Source organism: Curtobacterium sp. TXMA1, from assembly GCF_020162095.1.
Classification (GTDB): domain Bacteria; phylum Actinomycetota; class Actinomycetes; order Actinomycetales; family Microbacteriaceae; genus Curtobacterium.
Map to the genome: position 1 here is coordinate 3,447,889 of NZ_CP083910.1, position 6,988 is coordinate 3,454,876.

Annotated in this window: 9 protein-coding genes; 1 reads left to right on the forward strand and 8 read right to left on the reverse strand. The window is 67.9% G+C overall.

Translation table 11 applies throughout. From position 1 onward, the window contains the following. Position 1: 1 nt before the first annotated feature. Entirely contained in the window at positions 2-691 is a 690-nt protein-coding gene (locus LCG91_RS16335) for a YdcF family protein (RefSeq protein ID WP_224442050.1), read from the forward strand. A gap of 750 nt (positions 692-1,441) precedes the next feature. Here LCG91_RS16335 and LCG91_RS16340 read toward each other — a convergent pair. From LCG91_RS16340 to rpmH, 8 genes are all read right to left on the reverse strand, one after another. Beyond that, positions 1,442-2,422: a ParB/RepB/Spo0J family partition protein gene (locus LCG91_RS16340; RefSeq protein WP_224442051.1), complete on the reverse strand. Its 981-nt coding sequence runs from the start codon at positions 2,420-2,422 to the stop codon at positions 1,442-1,444. Then, positions 2,422-3,315: a ParA family protein gene (locus LCG91_RS16345; RefSeq protein ID WP_058728341.1), complete on the reverse strand. Its 894-nt coding sequence runs from the start codon at positions 3,313-3,315 to the stop codon at positions 2,422-2,424. Before LCG91_RS16345 ends, LCG91_RS16340 begins: the two co-directional genes overlap by 1 nt. An 81-nt stretch (positions 3,316-3,396) precedes the next feature. Continuing rightward, positions 3,397-4,041 carry a 16S rRNA (guanine(527)-N(7))-methyltransferase RsmG gene (gene rsmG, locus LCG91_RS16350; protein WP_224442052.1) on the reverse strand — a complete coding sequence of 215 codons (645 nt, stop codon included), beginning with the start codon at positions 4,039-4,041 and terminating at the stop codon, positions 3,397-3,399. After that, a complete protein-coding gene (locus LCG91_RS16355; protein ID WP_058748783.1) occupies positions 4,038-4,535 on the reverse strand; it encodes a protein jag in 498 nt (165 codons plus the stop codon). Before LCG91_RS16355 ends, rsmG begins: the two co-directional genes overlap by 4 nt. Continuing rightward, on the reverse strand, positions 4,536-5,498 hold the full coding sequence (yidC, locus tag LCG91_RS16360; RefSeq protein WP_058748820.1) for a membrane protein insertase YidC: 963 nt from the start codon (positions 5,496-5,498) through the stop codon (positions 4,536-4,538). A gap of 8 nt (positions 5,499-5,506) precedes the next feature. After that, complete coding sequence (yidD, locus tag LCG91_RS16365; RefSeq protein ID WP_058728339.1) at positions 5,507-5,902, reverse strand: membrane protein insertion efficiency factor YidD; 396 nt, start codon at positions 5,900-5,902, stop codon at positions 5,507-5,509. Further along, on the reverse strand, positions 5,899-6,417 hold the full coding sequence (gene rnpA / locus LCG91_RS16370; protein ID WP_411955815.1) for a ribonuclease P protein component: 519 nt from the start codon (positions 6,415-6,417) through the stop codon (positions 5,899-5,901). Before rnpA ends, yidD begins: the two co-directional genes overlap by 4 nt. Next, positions 6,356-6,493 carry a 50S ribosomal protein L34 gene (gene rpmH / locus LCG91_RS16375; protein ID WP_019181680.1) on the reverse strand — a complete coding sequence of 46 codons (138 nt, stop codon included), beginning with the start codon at positions 6,491-6,493 and terminating at the stop codon, positions 6,356-6,358. Before rpmH ends, rnpA begins: the two co-directional genes overlap by 62 nt. Positions 6,494-6,988: the final 495 nt, after the last annotated feature.

Here is a 6,988-nt window from a genome sequence, read left to right on the forward strand (position 1 = left end):
CATGAGCTCGAAGGGCAGTGTTCCACGTGGAACACTGCCCTTCGTCATCTCGCTGATGGGCTCGGCCGCGCTCGCCGTGCTGACCTTCGGTGAGGCGGTGCATGCACGGGCATCAGCGGAGGCACGCGCGGAACTCCGCGGCAACCGGCAGCAAGGAGAGCCGTTGGTTGCACCGGATCAGGGCCCTCGTTGTAGCGTCATCGTCCTCGGCTTCGCCAACCGGGGGACGAGACCGAATGCAGTCAATCGATGGCGGGCCCGGATCACTGCACGTACAGCGCTGCGTATGGTGTCGACTGGAGCGACAGTCAGCGTGATCTGCTGCGGTGGAGCGGTCCGGGGTATCCGTGCCGAAGCGGATCTGCTCGCTGAAGCACTGCGAGGCACGGGTTGGCGCGGTGACATCCAGTGTGACCGGGAGAGCGTGTCGACGTGGGAGAACATCGCCAACGCGCGGAAGCTCCTCGATGACCCGGCCATGATCGCGCTCTGCTCCAACGGTCTCCATGCCGCGAAAGCCCGTGCGTACCTGCGTCGGCAAGATCCGCGGCTCGGCGGACGGCTCGTGCCCGCTGACGACTACCGATTCGGCGAGATGATGCTCTTCAAACCGATCTTTGCAGCAGTCGGGCTGTGGAAGCTCGCCGCCATCGGTGGCGTTTCACGTGGAACACAATCCTCTGGCGTTTGATCCCTCCGGGCGGGATCGTGCATTCTCCTCGACGCAGACCCGCTGCAAGCCGGGAGGAGTCGCAAAGGCCTGCGCGTCCCGATCCGCCCGCTCTCGCTCTCGCTCCCCATCCCACCGCGCAGACCCCCCGATCCCGACGGCGCCGATCGGGGACCGGGAGTACGCCGCAACCATCATCGCCGGATCAGCGGGCGATCCATCCCAGTCGAGGGCTACAGGCTGGTCGGAGGCAGACAATGCCACGCCCGCACACGCGGCACCGTCCGTCGGGTATCGCGGTCGTTCTTCGACGAGCCTCGTCACGAGCAGGCGGTCGCACTCGTACGGATACCAAGACCTTCGTTCGGCAGGAGTCCGTCCGCGCCCTGCTCAGCGCCCTGACGCTTCAGGCAACAGGGTGAGCTGCCCGGGGCTCAGGCGCGAGGGGGCCCGACCGACGGGCCGTACCGCACCGCAGCCCCTGGTCGCGGTAGCTTCGTCTCTCTGCGGATCGCACGACGGCTCCGGATGTTCCACGTGGAACCGTCACTGGATCGCCGTACGACGATCAGCGGGCGAATGTCGGAGACCACGAGTGGGCGCTACAGCCTCCAGAGCGCTCCTCCCGGCTCATGAAGGGTCTGCCCACACACAGGTCGGTCCACCGCATGCGACGCCGTCAGAAGGCCACACGTGGCTCGGAGCGCGTCTCTGCGCTTCCCACGAAGCCGTTGGCTCAGCTCTGCGCTCGCAGTGTCGTCCGCGAGCGGCTCAGTCGGCGACGTCGCTGATGCCCAGCTCGCCGAGGATGCGGTTCAGGTCATCGCCGTTCGCGAAGTCGATCGTCACGGAGCTCTTCCGGGCACCGACCGCGATCTTCACCCGCGTGTTCAGACGGTCACCGATGCGCTCGGCCAGATCGTTGAAGTGCGCCTGTCGCTTCGACGGCTCCGCCTTCGGCTTCACCGGCGTCTTCGCCGCAAGCTGCTGCGCGATGGCCTCGGCGGCGCGCACGGACAGGTCCTCGTTGACGATCTTCTCGGCCAGGTACTCCATTGCCTCCGCGTCGGGCGCCGCGAGGATGGCCCGTGCATGCCCAGCCGACAGCACACCGGCGGCGACGCGGCGCTGCACGGGGGAGGGCAGGCGGAGCAGGCGGATCGTGTTCGTGATCTGCGGCCGCGATCGCCCGATGCGCTGGGCGAGCTGCTCCTGCGTGATCCCGAAGTCGGCCAGGAGCTGCTGGTACGCCGATGCCTCCTCCAGCGGGTTCAGCTGCGCGCGGTGCAGGTTCTCGAGCAGCGCGTCCCGCAGCATCGCGTCATCGGGGGTGTCCTTGACGATCGCCGGGATGGTCGCGAGACCGAGCTCCTTCGTGGCGCGCAGTCGCCGCTCACCCATGATGAGCTCGTACTGCGGTGCAGAACCGGAGGCACCCGCGATCGGGCGCACGACGATCGGCTGGAGGACGCCGATCTCACGGATCGAGTGGACGAGCTCCTGGAGCTCCTCCTCGCGGAACTCCTTCCGCGGCTGCTGCGCGTTCGGCACCACATCGAGCGGGTTGAGGTTGGCGAGACGGGCACCCGGCACCGCGACCAGCTCTTCGGCGGTCGCTCCACCGGCTGACGGTGCAGATACTGGGGATCCACCGGTCGGGAAGAACACATCGACCGGGCGGTCCTGCTGGTCCGACGCGGTGGGGATCAGGGCGCCGATGCCTCGACCGAGGCCGGTTCGCTTGGGTGCCATCAGTCCTGCGCTCCTCGTGCTGCGATCTCGGCGGCCGCCTCCAGGTAGGAGAGCGACCCTGACGAGTTGACGTCGTACGACACGACGCTCTGGCCGTAACTCGGTGCTTCACTGACTCGCACCGACCGGGGGATCACGGCCTTGAGAACCTGGTCCCCGAAGTGTTCGCGGACATCCGCTGCGACCTGGTTCGACAGGTTGGTGCGCCCGTCGAACATCGTGAGCAGGATGGTCGAAACGCGGAGGTTCGGGTTGAGATGCCGCTCGATCAGCTCGATGTTCCGCAGGAGCTGGCTGAGGCCCTCGAGTGCGTAGTACTCGGTCTGGATCGGGATCAGCACCTCCTGGGCCGCGACGAACGCATTGATCGTCAGCAGTCCGAGCGATGGTGGGCAATCGATGAAGACGTAGTGGTACGGCTCGTCGAGCGAGGACAGGTACTGGTCGAGCGCCGTTCGCAGCCGCTGTTCGCGGGCCACGAGGGAGACGAGCTCGATCTCCGCGCCAGCGAGATGGATGGTTGCCGGCACGCACCAGAGTGTCTCGGACTCGGGGGAGCGCTGTACGGCATCGGCGATCGGCGCTTCGTCGACGATCACGTCGTAGACGCTCGTCACCTCGGCCTGGTGCTCCACCCCGAGCGCCGTCGAGGCGTTTCCCTGCGGGTCGAGGTCGATGACCAGCACCCGAGCACCGCCGTGAGCGAGCGCCGCCGCCAGGTTCACCGTGGTGGTCGTCTTGCCGACTCCACCCTTCTGGTTCGACACGGTGAAGACGCGGGTCTTCTCCGGGAGCGGGAACTGCTGGGTGGCGATCGCGCGACGACGTCGGTTGAGATCCGCGATCTCGCGAGCCAGGGGCGTCGACGCGTCGTAGTCGGTCGATGAACTCAACGAAGACCTCTTCCCCGGGTCAGTGTTCCACGTGGAACGTCGGGCGTTCAGCGTCCGGCGGAGCCGGACCCAGCCGCGGCGTCAGTCAACTGTAGCCCGGAAGACTCGCGTGGTCTCCTCGACCACACCGTCCCCGAGCTCGAGCACCTCGACATCGGTCAGGCGCTTCCGCAGGATCACCTTCCGAGCCTTCGCGATCTCCTCGTCGACCCGCGCACCCTTCATCAGGATGAGCTGGCCGCCCGACCGCACCAGTGGCACGGTGAGCGGGATGAGCTTCGACAGCGCGCTCACGGCACGCGCCGTGACCTGGTCGACGACGACCGAGTCCGCGACGTCCTCCGCCCGTCCACGCAGGACGGTGACGTTCTCGAGTCCGAGTCGCTCGGACTCGGCGTTCAGCCAGTCGCAGCGCCGTTCCATCGGTTCGATGAGCGTGAACGCGACGTCCGGACGGGCGATCGCGAGCACGAGACCGGGCAGCCCGGCGCCGGAGCCGACGTCGGCAACGCGACCATCAGCCTCCAGGAGGGGACCCAGCAGCACAGAGTTGAGGATATGTCGAGTCCAGAGTCGCGGGAGCTCGAGCGGGCCGATCAGGCCGAGCTCCTCGCCCCGGCGGGCGAGCTCTGCGGTGAAGGACCGCGCGACCTCGATGCGGTCCCCGAAGAGGTCCGCTGCGGCCGCCGGCTCCTGTTCCAGGACCGGCGTGACCTCGTCCGTCATCGCGTGACGACCGTGTGGCGGTCTCGTCCCTCGCCCTCGGACTCCGAGTGGAAGCCCTTCTCAGCGACCAGGTCGTGCACGAGCTTGCGCTCGTACGACGACATCGGGGGCAGCGCGGCAGAGGTCGATCCGGCCTCGATGCGCTCGACAGCGGTGTCGACGAGACGCTGGAGCTCGGTGGCCCGGGCATCGCGCGATCCGCCGATGTCCAGGATGAGCCGGCTGAACTCGCCGGTCTCCGCCTGAACGGCGATCCGGGTGAGCTCCTGCAGGGCCGACACCGTCTCCGGCTTCGACAGCACCCGCAGCGCACCGCCCTCGTCGCTCACGGACAGGTACACCCGCCCGGCACGTTCCTCGATCTCGATGTCACCGTCGAGGTCGCAGATGTCGAGGAGCTCCTCGATGTAGTCCGCAGCGATGTCCGCTTCGTCGCGGGCGTCGTCCGTCTCCACGGGAGCGTCGACGGTGGGGGCGGTGTCCTGCTCGGTCACTTACTTCTTCCCGTTCTTCTTGGAGCGGTTCTTGCCGACGGGCTGCTGGCGCTGCGTGGTCACACGGACGGGCTCGACCTCGACCGCGGCCGAGCCGGCGCCGGCCTCGGCGAGCACCGGGGTGCCGCGGCGCTGGGCCTTCTTGGCGAGACGGGCCTCGCGGGCGAGCGCGGCCTCGGAACCCGGGGTCGGCATGCTGCGGATCACGAAGTACTGCTGGGCCATCGTCCAGATGTTCGAGGCGAGCCAGTAGAACATGACGCCGAGGGGGAAGCTGAGGCCCGAGATCACGAAGACGAGCGGGAGGATGTACAGCATCATCTTCTGCTGGCGGTACATCGGCGACGCCTTGGTCTCCGGCGACATGTTCTTCGCCACGAGCTGCAGCTGGGTGACGAACTGCGATGCGGTCATCACGACGATCATGAAGCCGGCGATGACCCGGACCTCCCACCCGGAAGCGTTCGTGAAGGTCTCGTGCAGCGGAGCGCCGAACAGGGCGGCGTTGCCGAAGTCCTGCGCGAGGGAGTTCGTGAGCAGACCGATGCCCGTCTTGTTGATCTGCGCCTCGTGCAGCACCGAGTACAGCGAGAAGAAGATCGGCATCTGGATGAGCAGCGGCAGGCAGGAGCTCAGCGGGTTCGTCCCGGTCTCCTTGTAGAGCGCCATGGTCTCGCGGCTCATGGCCTCACGCGAGAACTGGTCCTTCTTGCCCTTGTACTTGTCCTGGATCTTCTTCAGCTGCGGCGCGACCTCGAGCATCCGGCGCTGCGACTTGATCTGCCGGACGAAGATCGGGATCAGCGCGGCCCGGACCACGAAGGTCAGGAAGATGATCGACAGCACCCACGTGATGCCGGCCGACGGGTCCATGCCGATGGACTCGAAGATCCAGTGGAAGGCCACGAGGATCGCCGAGACCACCCACTTCAGTGGCCAGAGGATCGTTCCGATGAAGTCCATGAGGACGGTCACGCCTTTCGAGTGCGCTGGGGGAGCAGGACCGGACGACGGACATCGCCGGACGACTGGGGGTGCAGCTGGGACGGAGGGAGCACGAACCCGAACCGGGTCAGGCGGTAGGGACGGTCGCGCTCGCGCACGTCGTCGATGCCACCTGCAGCCCACGGGTTGCACCGCGCGATCCGCCAGGCCCCCATCGCCGACCCGCGCAGGACGCCGTACTGCTGGATGGCCTCGAGCGCGTACCGTGAGCACGACGGGTGGTAGCGGCAGACGTTCCCGTACAGGGGAGAGATGACCGCGCGGTAGGCGCGCAGCACGACGACGCACACGTTGCGTGGGAGCAACGCGACGACCCAGGCCAGTCGGTTCAACGCCAGCCGGGTCCACTGGATGCGGTTCATGCTGCCTTCTCCACCCCGCGCGCGAAGGAGCGCGAGACGTCTTCGAGCAGGGTAGGCCATCCGGCCTGCGCCGCGGCTGGCAAGGCCCTGATGACCACGTCGTGGCCGGTCGGCACCTCGGTCAGCAGCTCGTGGGCGATGGCCTTGAGCCGACGGCGGATCGTGTTGCGCACGACGGCGTTCCCGACCGTCTTCGCGACGATGAAGCCGAAGCGGGTCGGACCGTCCGGGCCGGGCGCGACGGCGTCCGGGCCTCCAGCGCCCCGGGGAGCGCCCCCGACCGGCCGTCGGACCACGGATACGACGACGTGCGCCGTGGCGCTCCTGCGACCACGACGCACGACGGACCGGTAGTCGTCACCTCGGACGATGCGGTTGGCTCGGGCCAACACGATCGCTACCGGGTTCCGATTCGGGACCGGATCAGACGCTGCCCCGAGGGGCGCAGCCCGATCAGGCGCTGAGCTCGGTGCGGCCCTTGCTGCGGCGCGCGGCGAGGATGGCGCGGCCGGCACGGGTGCGCATGCGGGCGCGGAAGCCGTGCTTCTTGGCGCGACGACGGTTGTTCGGCTGGAAGGTGCGCTTGCTCATGATGATCTCCACACGGCTGCGCTCGAGGACGGGCTCAGCGCGAGCCGACACGTATGTCTGGACAGCCGCTCGACGAGGCCGAACGACACGATGGGCGCGACCGAATGGCCGCAGTCAACTGGTTAACGGTACGTGACAGGGGCGGCGAGGTCAAACGGTGCCGAGGACCGGGGTCGGCCAGGGCATCCGCACGATCATCATCCACATTGGGGAAAACGTGCGTTCGGTACGACTCGGTCGGACCCTTTACAGTGGTGTGATCGATCGGCCCGTTCCGCGGAGCGACGGGGGAGTCACCTCAGCGTCCGCAGCCGGACCGCCGTGGACAGGACTGTGGACAACCCTGTGGATCACCACCGCGGGGGACAGCGGTCCGGCCCCGTGGAACCGTCCGCGCCGACACGGCTCGGCGCGCACCGACCGCCCACCAGGTGGACCGGTGTCCGGCCACGCCCGACACCAGCACACCGACAGCAGACCAGGAGACCAGCGCGA